Origin of the sequence: Radiobacillus kanasensis, from assembly GCF_021049245.1 — a bacterium.
Taxonomy (GTDB): Bacteria; Bacillota; Bacilli; order Bacillales; family Amphibacillaceae; genus Radiobacillus; species Radiobacillus kanasensis.
In genome coordinates this window covers 2603998-2619846 of the sequence record NZ_CP088020.1, presented here as the reverse complement: position 1 = coordinate 2619846, position 15849 = coordinate 2603998, and the positions used below count along the sequence as shown (strand labels likewise).

Below are 15849 nucleotides of genomic sequence, written 5' to 3'. Positions count from 1 at the left end.
CATGCTAGAGAATGTTATCCAATTAAGGGGTCGAAGAAAGTGTATTCTAACTAGGCTTATTTATGGTACACTATAACCAGCTTAAGGGGTGAAATAGTATGGTTGAACTAGCTGGAAAAAAATACGAGGTTATCGAAAATATAAAAGATGGATTTCAATTAGATGCCTTGGAAAATAGGTATAGTGATATATTAAGTAAATACGATTTCATCGTGGGCGATTGGGGATACGAGCAACTTAGATTAAAAGGATTTTATGATGATCAAAATCCGAAAGCAGCCTTTGATACGAAAATTAGTACACTTGATGATTACCTGTATGAGTATTGTAACTTCGGCTGTGCCTATTTCGTCATGAAACGAATCGATGCGTAAGAAAAACGTTGGTTTATACACAAACCAACGTTTTTTACTATCGAAATTTATAAGTTTAGTCGGGTGGGCATAACTTGCTCAATCTAGCTTCGTCAAGTATTCCTATTTGTTCAAGCATTAGGGTCTTCTTGATGGTTTTCAGGCTCATCATGAAGCGGGTGGTAAGGGGATACCCTTCTCGGTATATTATCATGCTGATCTTTATCGGGATAATTAAAGGCACTATAGTAACGTTGTCCTTCTCTCCACGGTGTGCTTTTGTTTTGGACAGGTTCATCTTTATTTATCGGGGAACCATATGGCCCTTCCGGCATTTGTTCAGGTATAAGATAATTTCGCATTCTTTCCACGTTTTCGAAATCGGAGTACTTATCTTCATCTTTTTTACTCATAGCTAATCGCCTCCTGTTAGGTAGCATAACCAGGAAGACGCGTAACTATGAGATAATTTCTTTCAAGTAAGGCTTTAATTCATCTGCTTCTATTTCCGTTAATTGAAGGGCATGCTCAATGAAACCTTCCTTATCTATATCTGCTATCTCCATATGGCTAAAACGACCACCGTTTAAATCTAAAACGATTTTTTTACCGTCCTCTTCTTCTACAATAAGAAGATCATAACGGTGGTACCTTCCTTTAATGCTCACCTTTCGCGCGGGTATCTGTATCTGTTTATCCTCTAAAAATTTGTCCATCTAACTCGCCTCCATTCTCGTTTCTCTCCTTTTCTTATCATAGCAAAACTAGGAAGGAATATTAAGTGGGACAAATATGCTATGATAAAGTTATCAACTAAGTGGAGGGTTATCCGATGTATTTTGTAGACCGAGATCAAATTGAAAGAACGTTATTATATGTGGATGGACTTCTTCAGGAGCTTTTCGACCATTCCTATGACTCCTTTTTAGAAAAATTAAGCTTAGAACGTATGATACATATGACTATTGAGGCTATGCTTGATGTTGGAAATATGATGATTGATGGATTTATTATGAGGGACCCTGGAAGTTTTCATGATATTATTGATATTTTAGTGGATGAAAGAGTGTTACCGGAGGAAGAGTCCGATCGCTACAAAGAAATCGTCGATCTTCGTATCCCACTTGTCAAAGAATACTTAAGCATTGATCATAATCAGCTATTCGATGTCATGAATAAGAATAGAGACGTACTAGGGCAATTTAGTACGAGAATCCGCACCTATTTAGATCAAGAATTAGGCGTGGCTAATGCATTTTCTAAATAGTGGAGGGGGGTAAAGCTTTGAAAGAGTATAAGGGGTACCTTGTTGATTTAGATGGAACCATGTATCGTGGTTCTGAAAAAATAGAGGCGGCTTCAGACTTTGTAAAAACATTAAAAAATAGGAACATGCCTTATTTATTTTTGACAAATAATTCTTCGGCAACACCAGAGAAGGTAGCTGAGAAGTTAATTCAAATGGACATCCCAACCGTTCCTGAGCAAGTCGTTACGTCCAGTATGGCAACAGCTGCCTATATTCAACAGCAAAAAAAAGATGCTACTGTGTATGTCATAGGAGAAGAAGGATTAACAGATGCTATAAAAAAGTCAGGGTTAACGATAACCGATTCTCAAGCGGATTATGTCGTCGTGGGAATTGACCGGGAAATTAGTTATGAAAAGCTTGCAAAAGGCTGCTTAATGGTAAGAGATGGGGCTAAATTTCTCTCTACAAATGCAGATGTAGCCATTCCTATAGAAAGAGGGTTATTACCGGGAAATGGATCTTTAACTTCTGTCATTACGGTTAGTACGGGGGTGCAGCCTGTTTTTATCGGGAAACCAGAACCGATTATTATGGAGTATGCGATTGAAAAGATGGGTCTGGATAAAGAAGAGACGATGATGGTCGGGGATAATTACCAGACAGATATTTTAGCTGGAATCCGTGCGGGGATCGATACGCTAATGGTTTTTACTGGCATTACCTCTGAAGCGGATCTTATGCAGGAAATGACGCAGCCAACCTATCAAGTCCATTCTTTAATGGACTGGTTACCGAATATTAGATAAACAAAGCTAGGAGACACATATCTCCTAGCTTTATTTTTTATATCATATATGGTCCAAAATATACAATAAGCAGTACGAGGTGGAAGAAAACAAAAAAGAATAATCGGGTCGTGGAAGCCCATTCTTTACGTTTGTAGCCCATCCAAGAGAATAGGTAAGCCAATAAAGCAAAACCGAATATATACACATAGCTACTACCACTAAACGTTAAGTATTCTGGCCCTTTATCGTAAATGTTTTCGACGAAGAAGCGGTGTTTAAAAATGACTGCCGCTATTAAATAAATGAGTGCACCGCCGTAGAAAAGCCAACTTGGATCCTGATCTAATAATCGTTTTCTCACAAGGAATAATACAACAATGAACAACAATGGCCAAATAAACCAAATGGAAGAAAGGATATATCCGATGAATGAGCTTGCAGCCATGAGTAATGTCTTACCTAATGCAGCCATCAAATTTTCCCCAGTTATTTGCTTCGCTTTTTCCATAATTTTAGAATCAGAGGATGAGTACAGAAGCTTATAATGATCCCCAGCTAAGTCCAGCCAAGCAATAGAGTTTTCATCTATCCATTGAGGTTTAGATGAGATTGCGGCTGTATTGCTACGACGCTCCACGATCATCTTTTCACCATCAAACGTAGCAGCATAAATATTAAAGGCTGAAGTTTCTCCATGCTTCGTTTGACTATATCCATTCGCCGCAAACAAAATGACTAGATTTTCTCCGTGATACGAAAGGGTGGCATCCCCAGCTTCCCTTAGAGGATTCTTGCTATGTGGATCATAGTAAGTTAAGGTTCTCGTATCAAAGGACGTGTCTTTAAGTTCACCCTCAGCCAGATATGTCGTATAGACGGGTGGTGCCCCACCTGTATTTTTTCGTTCTGTTTCCAATAAGAAAGCAACTTTGTCGTTTTTCGTAGCAAACGAAAGTTCCTTGAGAAGCTCACCGGATTGTAACTCAAAAGTTGGCTGGGTTACGAGCTCGACGTTTTGCCCTTCCAGTCGGTAGACATCTAACTGGGCAGAGTTATTCGTAGAGTGGGTTGCGATAAACCAGATGGAGCCTCCCTGTTGGAACGGAGTAATTTCTTCTGTATTGTCTTCAAATGTTTTTATTTTTGTTGGGGTGTCCGTTTCGGGATCAAGCTGGTACAAGTCACTGCCTTTCATATATAGAATTGTATCTTGTAAGGCGTAAAAGTTCGTCGCTTCATCAATCCGTTCTTTTGTTTCCCCGTTATTAATATTTTCGTAGTCAAAATAAATCGCTTTATCGTCTTTCACAAAGACTTTTGTCCATTTCGTATAAGGAACGTCAAAGGTGATCGTATTTGTTAGTTCTATCTGATTATTATAGGTTTTTTTAACGAGTTTAGAATTAGTATTATAGCTTGCGATATGAAACGAATCCGCATTGGAAGTGACAAGCGGTTGCTGATTGACATCTGTTTCAAATAGCAATAATTCACGACTCCAATCCGATTCTGGTGGTTCTGTTACATGAGCAATGTTGCGGGAAAATAATAATCCTAGTCCGATAAAAACAAGAATAAGTGGCAATATCCAGTACAATCTTTTTTTCATAAAATCCCCTCTTAGTCAGAAATTAACATAACGTTAGAATTTTAGCACAATTCTTTCTAATAGAGAAGATGATTTGAAAAAGAAAAATCCGAACTGAATCGAATTCTAATGAAAGAAATTTCGATCCATAGTCCGGATTTTATTAGGATTAAAATACTTGTTTCCAGGTCATAAATAATAGTTCATTTGATGCCTATAGCTTCAGGTTCCCTTTTTTAATCCATTTCTTCTTCGTGTGCTGAACTGTGTGCCAACCGACTAGAAGCTGCCGCTGCTATGGCCCCGACAATATCATCTAAGAACGTATGACAGCTACCAGTGGATTTATCATTTAGTTTTTCGAGGATACCAGGTTTTTGTTTGTCAATGTAACCGTAGTTAGTAAACCCAATGGAGCCATAAACATTAACGATGGATAAAGCGATAATTTCATCCACACCGTATAATCCTTCATCTGTTTCGATCGTAGACTGAAGGGGCTGTTCCAGCATTTTTTTCTCTGCTAAAACATCTAGTTGAATGCCAGTTAAAATGGCGTTTTGTACTTCTCGTTTTGATAAAACTTTCTCTACGTGAAATTTACATTCTTCTTTTGTTAAATGGTCATGGTATTTAGCTTGTAAGTAATGAACTAATTCGGCGATATCATCGAGTGTTACACCGCGTTCTTCTAACCATGCTCTTGCTTTTATTTCTACCGCTGATTTCTTCTTTTCGGACAACGTCATCACACCTAACTTTAGTATTCTCCTCTTACAATACCCATTATCTGTGTTGTTAAGCATGCTTAGGTTCAGAAATCCCCAAAATATACATAGAATATATCAAATGCTAAAAAAGGGGAGATAACCAACATGGAGCATATATTATCTCAATATGTAGATGGTTTTGATGGGCAAAAGACAACCATAAATGGATATGATGGTTATAAAAAAGGAATTGATACCTATTTTATCATTCCTAATGAAAACAATGAAGAGGTACTTTTGGAGCAGAAAGCATTATCAGATTTTATGCTCGTGCATGGCGTAGACCATTTTACTACACCTATTTTCAGTAAGAGTGGATATCTATTAACTCTTCATCAAAAGAAAGAGTATATGGTTTGCTGTGGAAGACCGTTACAGGGACATCGACCTGAGCACCCGGGCACTCTATTAGCACATTTTCATCATTTAGGTAGTCAGTACCCTTATGAACCGGTTTTGATTTCTAGCTACGGACAATGGGCGTCCCTGTGGACGGAAAAGCTTGCTGCTTTTGAACGTATCTATTCGAAACAGTGGGCGGAAAGACCTGTCACGAAATTCCAACGTTTATTTGTAGATACGTTCCCTTATTTGATTGGTTTAACAGAAAATGCGTTACAATATTTAGAAGAGACGGAAAAAGACTGGCGGTACCATGAGGCAGATCGTGGAACAGTTTGTTTTCAACGATATGAACATCAATTAGAGCAAAGTGTTATCTGGCCACATGACATCGTTTATGACCATCCAGCGAGAGATATTGCAGAATACATACGACCGTATTTCTTACAAGAAGAGGACGATTGTTTTCAACTTTTACGTGTCTTTATCCAGGAGTACGAACAGGTGAAACAGCTGTCGATTTTTAGTTGGCGTTTAATTTATGCCCGTTTATTATTGCCCATCCATTTATTTGATTGTTTAGAGGAAGGGTTTTCATATAAGGATACCGAACCTGTTTATCAGTCATATCATTCTCTATTAATGAAATCTAGAGTTTACGAAAGTAACTTGAAAAGATTTTTTCAAGAAATGGGACTATCAAAAGAAGAAACAAATATTCCAAGCATTGATTGGTAAAGGAGAGGAGAACGATTGTGAGCAAGCCATATGTGTATATTACAAGACAAGTACCAGAACAACTTGTGGAACCATACCGAGAAATAGCAAATATAGGAATGTGGAAACATGATGACCTGCCAGTAGATCAAGAAACATTAGAAAAGGAAATGGCTGAGGCAGATGGTATCGTTACGATGTTATCCGATAAAGTCAATGAGGAGATTTTGCAAAAGGCTAAACGGTTAAAAGTAATAGCTAACTTAGCAGTCGGATATGATAACCTTGACCTAAAAGTTATCGAAAATAGAGGGATTGTTGCAACGAATACGCCAGATGTATTAACAGAAGCAACTGCTGATTTAACCTTTGCTTTATTGCTTGCAACTGGAAGAAGATTGATAGAAGCAGATCAGTTTGTTCGGCAAGGGAAGTGGAAGCAGTGGTCGCCTTTCTTGTTGGCAGGAAGTGAAATGAATCAAAAAAATATTGGAATTGTCGGAATGGGACGAATTGGCGAAGCGGTCGCAAGAAGAGCAAAGGGCTTCGGTATGGAGATCCTTTATCATAACCGTACGAAGAAGGAAGAAGCAGAGAAAGAACTTGCTGCCCAGTTCTGTTCGTTCGAGGAACTGCTTGAAAAGTCCGATTTTGTAGTATGCTTAACGCCATTAACGGACGAAACAAAAGGGTTGTTTAATAAAGATGCTTTTGAAAGAATGAAACAAACAGCTATCTTTATTAATGTATCACGTGGTGCAGTGGTCGATGAAGAAGCACTTTATGACGCGCTTGTTTCTGGACAGATTCGGGCAGCAGGGCTAGACGTCTTTCAACAAGAGCCGGTAGATCCAAATCATCCACTGTTAAGCTTAAATCAAGTGGTTTGTCTACCGCATATTGGATCTGCAAGTGAAGAAACACGAGAAGCGATGATTAAACTTTGTCTCGACAACGTAACGAGTGTGTTACAAGGAAAGCCACCCGTTACTCCTATACGATGAAAAGAAACAGCATGGCTGAAGTGGAGGTCATGCTGATTTTTTTATACCAGGAAATTATAAAATTTGCCTGGTGTGGATAAACATACTGTCCAGCTCCAGTTCAGCTGCGCGGGCTAGATACGCACGTCTTAGCAGTTCTCCTACAGTCACAAGCTTCGTCACTTGCGGAGCCCTACTAGCGGTGAGTATCTGGGCGAGCCCGCTCCGCTTCCTAACGCACCCAGCAACTAGCGAGACTTCCCTCACCTCTGTCCGATAACTGTTCAACGTTAGTTGAATTTCCTTAACCTTGGATGATTAAGGAAGGCCAACTAAAACCGGGCTATGCGCCAAAGGTTGGCATACCCCTATGTAGGGGCATGTTTCCTTTACCTCCGACGTAAGAATGTTCGATTAAAACCGCCGCTTCTGAGCGGCAACTCGAACCACCTGGCAATGGCCAGGCACAGTCCGTCCTTGGCCCCGGCAAGGGGGCTGCAGACGTTGTCCGCATAGGACGGTTTTAGTCTGTAATCCTTAAACCCGGGCGCCCCGAGCTTTTGTTATAAGAGATAAGAAATTCAGCTCTGAAACTAGGGAGTGGATTGCCGTCACTCATGAAAGTGATTTCCGTAATGGAAATCAAAAGAGAAACTAATGTAGAAATAAATTTAACCTTGATTATCAGATGGTCGAAAGGTATAATGTCCACTATAGATAAACAAGTGTATCTTTTGGAGGAACACACATCAAGGGGGCGGCGAAATTGACAAAGACCATTCATGTAGGGTTATGTGGCTTAGGTACAGTTGGTTCGGGAGTAGTTAAAATCCTGCAAAATCATCGAGAACAAATTAAATATAAGCTAGGTTGCGAGGTTTCTATTAAAAAAATTTTAGTGAACGATCTTCATAAAAAAAGAGCTATTGATTTAAATGGGAGTGAGTTAACGGCAGACCCGAATGCAATCGTTCAGGATCCCGATATTGATATCATTATTGAAGTGATGGGCGGAGTCGAGAAAACGTATGCTTTAATGAAAGAAGCGATTCTCCACCATAAACATGTCATCACGGCTAACAAGGATGTCATGGCTCTTTATGGACAGGAGTTACTTCCATTAGCGAAAGAAAGAAAGGTAGACGTATTCTATGAAGCTAGTGTTGCAGGTGGGATCCCTATTTTGCGATCCTTATCAGACGGATTAGCTTCGGATAAAATTCAAAAAATGATGGGAATCGTTAATGGAACGACGAACTTCATTTTAACGAAAATGACGGATGAACAGCTCGCTTTTGAACCGGTTTTAGCGGAAGCGCAACGATTGGGGTATGCGGAAGCGGACCCTACTTCAGATGTAGACGGATTGGATGCAGCACGGAAGATGACCTTGCTTGCTAATCTTGCTTTTAAAACAACGATTCAATTGGACGATGTTCATGTGAAAGGAATTACTTCTATCAGTCAGGAGGATTTGACCTTTGCTGGTAAACTGGGTTACACGATCAAATTAATCGGAATTGCGGCAATCAATGCGGATGGAAAGGTAGAAGTAAGTGTAGAACCAACCTTACTACCGAATGAGCACCCGCTTGCTCAAGTAAAGAATGAATATAATGCTGTGTATGTGCATGGGGAAGCGGTTGGAGAAACGATGTTTTATGGTCCGGGTGCAGGTGGACTTCCAACGGCAACTGCTGTTGTATCGGATTTAATGGAAGCAGTTAAAAATTTGCGTTTAGGGATCAGCGGACATTCCTATGTTACTCCGCAATATGAAAAGAAATTAAAATCAGACAAAGAAAAATTTATGAAATATTTTATTCGGATGGAAGTAGATGATACAGCTGGAACCTTCCAAAAGCTCACGAATGTATTTACAGATGAACAAGTAAGCTTTGCGAAAATTTTACAGCTTCCCAGTGATAGGGAACAGACAGCCGAAATTGTGATGGTAACGCATAGTGTAAGTAAGGAACAGTTACGAAAAAGTCTAGAACAAATTACGGAGCTGTCTGTTGTTAAGAAAGTGATCAGCTATTACCGTGTGGATGGGGAGGAATAACCATGGCCTGGAAAGGTTTATTATCAGAATACGAAGCTTTATTACCAATATCAGAAAAAACACCAAAGATTAGCTTACTTGAGGGAAATACTCCTCTAATTAAATTAGAGAAATTGTCTGAAAAGCACGGTATAAATGTGTATGCAAAGGTTGAGGGGGCGAATCCAACAGGTTCGTTCAAGGATCGAGGTATGGTGATGGCCATCGCAAAAGCGGTGGAAGAAGGAGCAAAAGCAGTTATCTGTGCTTCAACGGGAAACACGTCTGCTTCAGCTGCCGCATTTGCAGCTCGAGCTGGCTTAAAATGTTTTATCGTCATACCAGATGGCAAGATTGCCCAAGGTAAATTAGCTCAAGCTGTCATGCACGGTGCTGAAATTTTTTCTATCGAAGGAAACTTTGATGATGCTTTAAAAATGGTTCGAAAACTGGCGGAAACAGGTCATGTTACGTTAGTAAACTCTGTTAATCCATATCGGATCGAGGGGCAAAAAACAGCTGCTTTTGAAGTGTGTGATACCCTTGGGCATGCACCAGACTATTTATTCATTCCTGTTGGAAATGCAGGTAACATAACAGCCTATTGGAAAGGGTTCAAAGAGTATCACGAGAAGAAAGGATTCTCTCTCCCTAAAATGATGGGATACGAGGCAAGTGGAGCTGCAGCAATTGTTCATGATCGAGTCTTTGAAAATCCGGAAACTGTCGGTACTGCAATTCGAATTGGAAACCCAGCTAGCTGGAAACAAGCTGTAGCGGCACGTGATGAATCAAATGGATTAATTGATGAAATTACCGATGATGAAATGATTGAGGCTTACCAATGGTTAGCAGCAAATGAAGGTATTTTTGCTGAACCGGCATCTTGTTCTTCTATTGCAGGCTTGTTAAAAGCTATCCGAAACAATCAAGTGGAAAGAGGTGCTACCGTTGTAACCGTGTTAACAGGAAATGGATTAAAAGATCCTAATACGGCGATTGAATATAGTGACTTCCAGCCACGCGTATTACCGAACGATGAGAAGCAAGTGATTGATAAGATATTGGAAAGTGTTCTCGTATGAGCTGGTCGATAAAAGTGCCTGCAAGTACATCTAATTTAGGTGCTGGATTTGATTCTGTGGGGCTTGCCTTAAACCTTTATTTACAATTAACGGTCACTCCAGCAGATACGTGGAAGTTCGTTGCCAAATCTGATTATTTACAAGGGATTCCAGAAGGTACAGAAAACTTGGTGTACAAAATAGCCAAGCAAGTTGGAGATCGTTTTGAATTCCCGTATCTTCCGAGCTGTCGTGTAGAAATGACGAGTAACATTCCATTAGCACGTGGCTTAGGAAGTAGCGCGACCGCGACGATTGCTGGAATTGAATTAGCCAATCAAATATTGGGCTTGGATTTAACAGAAGAGGAAAAACTACAGGTCGCTACGGATATCGAAGGACACCCGGATAACGTCGCACCTTCTCTTATGGGAGGATGCGTGATTGGCCATTATGACCAAGAAGTAAATTGGATTAAGATTCCGGTTGAAGATGTAACCTTCCTTGCCGTTATCCCAAGCTATGAGCTTAAAACGGAAAATGCTAGAGCAGTGCTCCCGAGAGAGTTTTCTTACGAGCGGAGTGTGCACGCGAGTAGTGTAGCCAATGTAAGTGTAGCAGCCATTTGTATGAAGGACTGGTCTCTATTAGGAAAAATGATGAAAAAAGATTTATTTCATCAACCGTATCGAAAAGGATTAATCCGAGATTATGATACGATACAAAACTTTTTAGACGAACAGGCATATGGGGTTTTTCTTTCTGGTGCAGGCCCAACGATGATCGCAATTGCGGATCCAGAACATGTGGAACGAAACATAGGAACATGGAAAGAAAAATTTCCCCAGTTTGATTGGCTTCCGTTACAGGTTGAAAATGAGGGAGTTCAAACAACGACATTAGGAAGTGTATCCACTTAAACAAAACGAGGAGCGAATGCTCCTCGTTTTTGTAGGTTATTCCTCATCCTCTAACAACTGATAAGCCATATTAAATAATAGGAGTTGGCTTTCCTTCGGTTCCTCTTCTGGTTTCGGAAGAGTATAGTGATACGTCCCATCACTCGCTTGCATTCTTGCCTTCATCGTATCATTCAACATGACTTCTAACACTTTTTTAATCCTAACTTTGATAGAGCTCTCATAAATCGGAAACATTAACTCTACTCGTTTAACCATATTACGTGTCATTAAGTCAGCCGATGAAAGGCAGATTTTTTCTTCCCCGTTGTGATGGAAGAAATAAATGCGACTATGTTCCAGAAACCGTCCAACAATACTAATGACTTGAATATTGTCGGAAATACCTTTTATTCCAGGTTTCAAACAACAAATACCACGAACGATTAAGTCAATCTTGACACCAGCTTGGGAAGCTTCGTATAGCTTCATAATCAATTCCTTGTCCGTTAAGGAATTCATTTTCATAACGATATGCCCGTTTCCGTGCATCTTTTGAAATTTAATTTCTTCCTCAATTAAATCCACTAAATCACTACGGATATCAAATGGAGCCATAGATAAATGATGGTAATTAGGCTTTTCCGTGTACCCACTTAAGTAGTTAAAGAAGTTCGTTGCATCAATACCAAATTTCCGTTTGGTCGTAATTACTCCCATATCCGTATAAAAATTGGCTGTTTGGTCGTTGTAATTTCCAGTTCCTAAATGAACAAATCTTTCTATTTTGCCATTTGTTTTTCTTACAACGAGTGTGATTTTACTATGGGTTTTAAGGTAGTTCATTCCATAAATAACGAGACATCCAGCCTTTTCTAATTCCTTGGCCCATTGCACATTTTTTTCTTCATCAAATCGGGCTTTTAATTCTACGAGGACAGTAACTTGTTTGCCGTTTTCCGCAGCACGCTTTAATCCAGCTATGATAGGTGAATCACCGCTTACACGGTATAAAGTTTGCTTGATGGCTAGTACATCTGGATCATCTGCAGCCTCGGAAACTAATTCCATTACAGGTTCAAACGATTCATAAGGGTGATGAAGAAACAGATCCCGTTCTTTAGCAGCTACAAACACATTTTCGTCGTCTACCAGATCCTGAGGGGGCTGTGGCATTAAAGAAGGATAGACTAAATGATCCTTTTCTTTTTCCATATCACCATAAAAACGGAATAAATAAGTAAGGTCTAGCGGTCCGTCAATCTCATACAAATCATTTCTATGAATTTCCAGAACAGAGAGTAAAAATCGAACGACTTCCGGGTCGGCTCGTTCTTTTCTTACTTCCAGTCGAACAGCAGCACCCCATTTTCTTTTTTTCAATTCCTTCTCAATTTCCTTTAAAAGATCACGAGCTCCTTCTTCATGGATCGTCATGTCGGCGTTCCTCGTTATTCGAAATTCCGTCACGGATTGAACTTGGTATCCTTTAAAAAATTTATGAATAAAATAACAAATCAGATCTTCAACGAGGACGTACTGAAAGCTACCAATTTGTATATAACGATCTATTAAAGAAGGGACTTGAACAATAGCGGTTTTTGGTTCAGTCTCCTCTAAGAACACCTTATCTTGAAGAACTACAGCAATATTTATGGATTTATTAAGCAACATTGGGAAGGGGCGGTAGGCATCAATCGCCATTGGTGTGAGAACTGGAAAGATATGTTCCTCAAAGTAATTTTCTAATTCTTTTAAGACTTCTTCGGTTAATGTCTCCATCGGTAAAATAGAAATAGATTCCTCGCGCAAATCCGTTTGCAAAGCATGATACATGTCATACTGCATTTTCACTAACTCATGGTTGTTCTCGGCAATTTTGGCTAATTGTTGCTTTGGTGTTAAGCCGGATTTGTTATCGGTCTTGTTAAATCCAGCTTTGACTTGGTCTTTTAATCCAGCAACACGAACCATAAAAAACTCATCCAAATTTGAGGCGAAAATGGCTAAAAATTTCAATCGTTCAAGCAGGGGGTTTCGTTCATCGAATGCTTCTTCCAATACCCGTTCATTAAATGCTAACCAACTCAATTCACGGTTGTTGTAATAGAGAGGATTATCTAATTTATTCTCTATGTTTTGAATAAGAGTCATGGATTTCATCCTTTTGCCAATAGATTTTCCACTTTATCATAGATATAAAACATTGAGAGTATGTGAAGCAAATGTAAAATGTTTGTAAATTTTTCTAATATTCCTTCTTTCGCTCTGTTCATAGATAAGCTACATAAGAGTTTTTTCTTCCTCTTTTCTCTTAAACTGTAGGTTAATCGCGGTTTTTAGAGCTTTTTCAAGATGCTTTTTTTGTTTCTCAGCTTGATATTCCTCGGGCATCCAATCTTGTGTACAGAAAAGTGTCAGATCTAATCCTTTGTCCGTAACTTCTAATGTGAAATCTTCTACGACTTGTCGCTTAGTCGCATCTAAACAATAAGCGAATTTTAAAAGAGAGCCAAGGGAGCGTAGTTTTTTTCGTCTTTGCTTCGAAAACCAATCCTTGTATGGGTGAATGTACTGATTAAAAACAGTTTTATTTTTAAAAGAAGCGACAAGTGCTAACTCCAAGCGCTCGTTATGAAGCAATCCATCAATCGTTCGATTTGCTAGTAAGTAGAAAGTATGCTGTGAGCTAGATTCTGAATCAATGTACTTCCCTAAATTAAACACATAACTCGCTCTTTTTAATAGTTGCCAATCGACAGGATACCAATCCAAATCTGTTTTCTCTTCGATCTGGTTAAATAGCTTTCTAGTCAACGTTTGTACATGAAGAATTTGCTTAGGATGAAGGTCGTAGTCATTAATTAGCTCTTGAATGCTATCTTCTAAGACATTCGGAAATAGATAGGTACCTAGTTCTTTGGATAACTGTTCGTAAAAAACACCATCTCGCAAGCCTTTTCGACTTAGAATAAAACTTTCAGCTTGGATGGTTTCATATAAAGATGAAAAGACGGTAATCGTTGGGAGGATAATATCTGCACGGTCAGAGGATAAACCTTCTACTTTCCATAAATCATTGTAACTAAGCCCGTTTAAATAGGTCATCACTGCTTGAATATCTGATGATCTCATTTTGTACTGGTGGAGACCAGCCAAGGGATATTTTTTCATAGCCTGATCCATTTGAACTAGGTTTCGAGCACTTCCACCGATACCAATCAATGGTACTTGTTTTTGGAATAGCCAAGGTAAAGAGGAAAATTGTTTCATTAAAAAGTGACGTAATTCAAAAATTTCTTTCTCTTGAGGGATGATATCTTTAAAAAAAGTACGCAAAGTAAGAGCTCCGAATGGAAAGCTGTGAGCTTCTACTAACTGACGATTTTTGAAATAAGTGACTTCGGTACTCCCACCACCAATATCAACTGTAATTCCTTCTTCCAAAGAAGTAGAGTTGACCACAGCTAAATACCCGTAAAAAGCCTCTTCCTTTTCAGAAAGAATACGGATGGAAAAGCCTGTTTCCTTCTGCACGGATTGTAGGATTGCTTCTTGGTCATTTGCTTGTCGAATTGTAGCGGTTGCGACACAGACGAGTTCGGTTAATGAATACGTTCCGACGACTTCTTTAAAGCTTTTTAGTGTGCGGATTAAAATTTCAAAGCCTTGTTCCGTTAATTGATTATCTGTGTTGAGATGATTACGCAAGCGGGCTACGGCTTTTACATTTTCCACTTCCCGTAAATGTCCCGCTTTTTCTTGAAGATATATGACTAATCTCATCGTATTAGACCCAATATCAATAATTCCATAAAATTTTTTCTGCAACCTAATCACCTGTCCGTTACTCTATTTTGGTTGATTATATCATAGGAAAAAAGGGTAATAAAAAACACTTAAATCGTTCACGATTTAAGCGTCCTTTTTCATCCTATTAAAATACCTGTTCTATTTCAGTCACACCCGGAACTTCGGCCATAAGCGCGCGTTCAATTCCAGCTTTTAAAGTAATGGTTGAACTTGGGCAATTTCCGCATGCGCCCATCAAACGAAGACGAACAATTCCATCCTCTACGTCAACTAATTCAACGTCGCCACCATCTCGTAGCAAGAATGGACGTAATTTATTTAAAACTTCTTGTACTTGTTCTTGCATCATCCATCTTCTCCTTTCCTACGTCTATATTATAAGGGGTAATTGCCTAAAATGCTATTTAAAGAGTTCGAGGGGATGTTCAAAAAGTCCGTAAAAATCGCTTTGAACTCTTATTAAGATTATTTTTACATATTGTACGATTTTATTTTATCTTTTATTAAGTTTTTTGTAAAATAGAAAATAGCGAAGGCGAATGGGGGCAGAGATAAATGAATCCGAATAAATCTGTTTTAGTAAGTGTATATGGCGCGAACCAGATATGTGCCAGTTGTGTGAACGCTCCTAGTTCTATTGATACGTATGAATGGCTACAAGCTGCGATTTCAAGAAAATATGAACAAGCAGATGTAAAGTATGAATATGTGGACATTTTTGATCCACCAAAAACGGAATTACATAAAAGTATAAGGGATCAGGTCGAAGAGGATGAATTGTTTTATCCAGTTGTTCTCGTAAATAATAAAATTGTTGCGGATGGAATTCCACAAATCAAAACGATTTATCGAGCGCTTGAGGATATTGGTATAAGCGAATTATAATAGGTTAAACGTAATCATTGTTTTATTGTGAAGAAGATGATAGGATATCTTGATAGTGGGGGATTCATCTTAACAATCAGAGGTGAACGATGATGAATCCGATTATTGAGTTTTGTGTGAATAATTTAGCAAGTGGATCTCAAAAGGCGATGGAAGAACTGGAAAAAGATCCAGATTTAGATGTAATCGAATATGGCTGTACAAGCTTTTGTGGAATTTGTTCGATGAGTCTGTTTGCTATTGTAAATGGGGAACCTGTAACGGCAGACAGTCCAGAAGAGTTAGTTGAAAAAGTGTATGAATATTTAGAGGAGAATCCCCTATTTTAATATATACGCCATAGTGACTGCG

Annotated in this window: 17 protein-coding genes; 10 read left to right on the top strand and 7 right to left on the bottom strand. The window is 39.0% G+C overall.

From position 1 onward, the window contains the following. Window positions 1-98: 98 nt before the first annotated feature. Entirely contained in the window at window positions 99-374 is a 276-nt protein-coding gene (locus tag KO561_RS13605; RefSeq protein WP_231093818.1) for a YutD family protein, read from the top strand. A 110-nt stretch (window positions 375-484) separates the two neighbouring features. Here KO561_RS13605 and KO561_RS13600 read toward each other — a convergent pair whose 3' ends face one another. Continuing rightward, entirely contained in the window at window positions 485-766 is a 282-nt protein-coding gene (locus KO561_RS13600) for a cytosolic protein (protein ID WP_231093817.1), read from the bottom strand. A 45-nt stretch (window positions 767-811) separates the two neighbouring features. After that, complete coding sequence (locus tag KO561_RS13595; RefSeq protein ID WP_231093816.1) at window positions 812-1069, bottom strand: SAV0927 family protein; 258 nt, start codon at window positions 1067-1069, stop codon at window positions 812-814. Window positions 1070-1185: 116 nt separating this feature from the next. Between KO561_RS13595 and KO561_RS13590 the strand changes: the two genes are divergently transcribed. Next, on the top strand, window positions 1186-1620 hold the full coding sequence (locus KO561_RS13590) for a DUF86 domain-containing protein (RefSeq protein WP_231093815.1): 435 nt from the start codon (window positions 1186-1188) through the stop codon (window positions 1618-1620). A gap of 17 nt (window positions 1621-1637) precedes the next feature. Beyond that, window positions 1638-2411 (top strand): TIGR01457 family HAD-type hydrolase, encoded by a 774-nt coding sequence (locus KO561_RS13585; protein WP_231093814.1) that lies wholly within the window; start codon window positions 1638-1640, stop codon window positions 2409-2411. 37 nt (window positions 2412-2448) lie between these two features. Here KO561_RS13585 and KO561_RS13580 read toward each other — a convergent pair whose 3' ends face one another. Continuing rightward, window positions 2449-4002 carry a hypothetical protein gene (locus tag KO561_RS13580; protein ID WP_231093813.1) on the bottom strand — a complete coding sequence of 518 codons (1554 nt, stop codon included), beginning with the start codon at window positions 4000-4002 and terminating at the stop codon, window positions 2449-2451. 215 nt (window positions 4003-4217) lie between these two features. After that, window positions 4218-4730, bottom strand: a complete 513-nt coding sequence (locus KO561_RS13575) for a phosphatidylglycerophosphatase A family protein (protein ID WP_231097158.1) — start codon at window positions 4728-4730, stop codon at window positions 4218-4220. A gap of 126 nt (window positions 4731-4856) precedes the next feature. Here KO561_RS13575 and yutH point away from each other — a divergent pair, with 126 nt between their 5' ends. From yutH to thrB, 5 genes are all read left to right on the top strand, one after another. Then, on the top strand, window positions 4857-5831 hold the full coding sequence (yutH, locus tag KO561_RS13570) for a spore coat putative kinase YutH (RefSeq protein WP_231093812.1): 975 nt from the start codon (window positions 4857-4859) through the stop codon (window positions 5829-5831). A 17-nt stretch (window positions 5832-5848) separates the two neighbouring features. After that, window positions 5849-6814, top strand: coding sequence for a 2-hydroxyacid dehydrogenase (locus tag KO561_RS13565; RefSeq protein WP_231093811.1), 966 nt, complete (start codon window positions 5849-5851; stop codon window positions 6812-6814). Between the two features lie 745 nt (window positions 6815-7559). Continuing rightward, window positions 7560-8858, top strand: coding sequence for a homoserine dehydrogenase (locus KO561_RS13560; protein WP_231093810.1), 1299 nt, complete (start codon window positions 7560-7562; stop codon window positions 8856-8858). A 2-nt stretch (window positions 8859-8860) separates the two neighbouring features. Further along, complete coding sequence (thrC, locus tag KO561_RS13555; protein WP_231093809.1) at window positions 8861-9922, top strand: threonine synthase; 1062 nt, start codon at window positions 8861-8863, stop codon at window positions 9920-9922. After that, entirely contained in the window at window positions 9919-10821 is a 903-nt protein-coding gene (thrB, locus tag KO561_RS13550) for a homoserine kinase (RefSeq protein ID WP_231093808.1), read from the top strand. The genes thrC and thrB overlap by 4 nt, the downstream gene beginning before the upstream one ends. 36 nt (window positions 10822-10857) lie before the next feature. Here the strand turns inward: thrB and KO561_RS13545 are convergent, their stop codons facing one another. From KO561_RS13545 to KO561_RS13535, 3 genes are all read right to left on the bottom strand, one after another. After that, on the bottom strand, window positions 10858-12963 hold the full coding sequence (locus KO561_RS13545) for an RNA degradosome polyphosphate kinase (RefSeq protein WP_408004818.1): 2106 nt from the start codon (window positions 12961-12963) through the stop codon (window positions 10858-10860). 120 nt (window positions 12964-13083) lie between these two features. Then, window positions 13084-14586: a Ppx/GppA phosphatase family protein gene (locus KO561_RS13540; protein WP_408004872.1), complete on the bottom strand. Its 1503-nt coding sequence runs from the start codon at window positions 14584-14586 to the stop codon at window positions 13084-13086. A gap of 151 nt (window positions 14587-14737) precedes the next feature. Continuing rightward, a complete protein-coding gene (locus tag KO561_RS13535; RefSeq protein WP_204498469.1) occupies window positions 14738-14959 on the bottom strand; it encodes a NifU family protein in 222 nt (73 codons plus the stop codon). A 209-nt stretch (window positions 14960-15168) separates the two neighbouring features. On the opposite strand from KO561_RS13535, the gene KO561_RS13530 reads away from it, so the two are divergent. After that, window positions 15169-15498 (top strand): YuzD family protein, encoded by a 330-nt coding sequence (locus KO561_RS13530; RefSeq protein ID WP_231093805.1) that lies wholly within the window; start codon window positions 15169-15171, stop codon window positions 15496-15498. 89 nt (window positions 15499-15587) lie between these two features. Next, a complete protein-coding gene (locus KO561_RS13525) occupies window positions 15588-15827 on the top strand; it encodes a YuzB family protein (protein WP_143897214.1) in 240 nt (79 codons plus the stop codon). Window positions 15828-15849: the final 22 nt, after the last annotated feature.